Raw genomic sequence first — 592 nt, 5'->3', positions numbered from 1 at the left:
TGGACGGCTTTGACGTTGACGTCGCCAAGGCCGTGGCGCAGCGCCTGGGGGTCAAGCTCAAGCTGGAAACACCGTCCTGGGATGTGATCGCCGCAGGCCGCTGGAGCGGGCGTTACGACATCTGCGTGTGCTCGATGACCCCGAGCAAGGCCCGGGCTGAGGTGTTCGACTTTCCGGTCGAGTATTACCAGTCGCCGGCAGTGATCGTGGTGAACGCCAAGGACAACCCCATCGTTGAAGGCAAGGACTTGTCCGGGAAAAAAGTGGGCGTGATCAGCGCGTCCACCTATGAAGCCTATCTGAACAAGGACCTGGTGATTGAAGGCGCCGAAGACAAGCCGCTGAGCTACCCGTTCGAGAATGTCCAGATTGCTCCGTACGACAATGAAACCGTGGCGTTCCAGGACCTGGCCTTGGGCAGCGGGGTGCGTCTGGATGCGATGGTCACCAATCTGATCACAGCCCGTGAGCGGATTGCCCAGGATCCGCGCTTCAAGATCGCTGGCCCCGCGCTTTACGCAGAACCCAACGTGGTGGCGATTGAAAAGGGCGATCCGCAGTGGAGTGCCAAGGTGACTGAAGCCATTGCCGG

1 protein-coding gene is annotated in these 592 nt (G+C 60.5%); it reads left to right on the top strand.

The window, feature by feature from the left end; genetic code table 11:
• Nucleotides 1-592, top strand: a 592-nt coding sequence (locus tag AC19YQ_RS25000) for a transporter substrate-binding domain-containing protein (RefSeq protein ID WP_500596189.1), incomplete at both ends; no start/stop codon positions are given.

This window comes from Pseudomonas sp. MF06569 (assembly GCF_059862735.1).
This window is presented reverse-complemented; position numbering and strand designations above follow the sequence as displayed.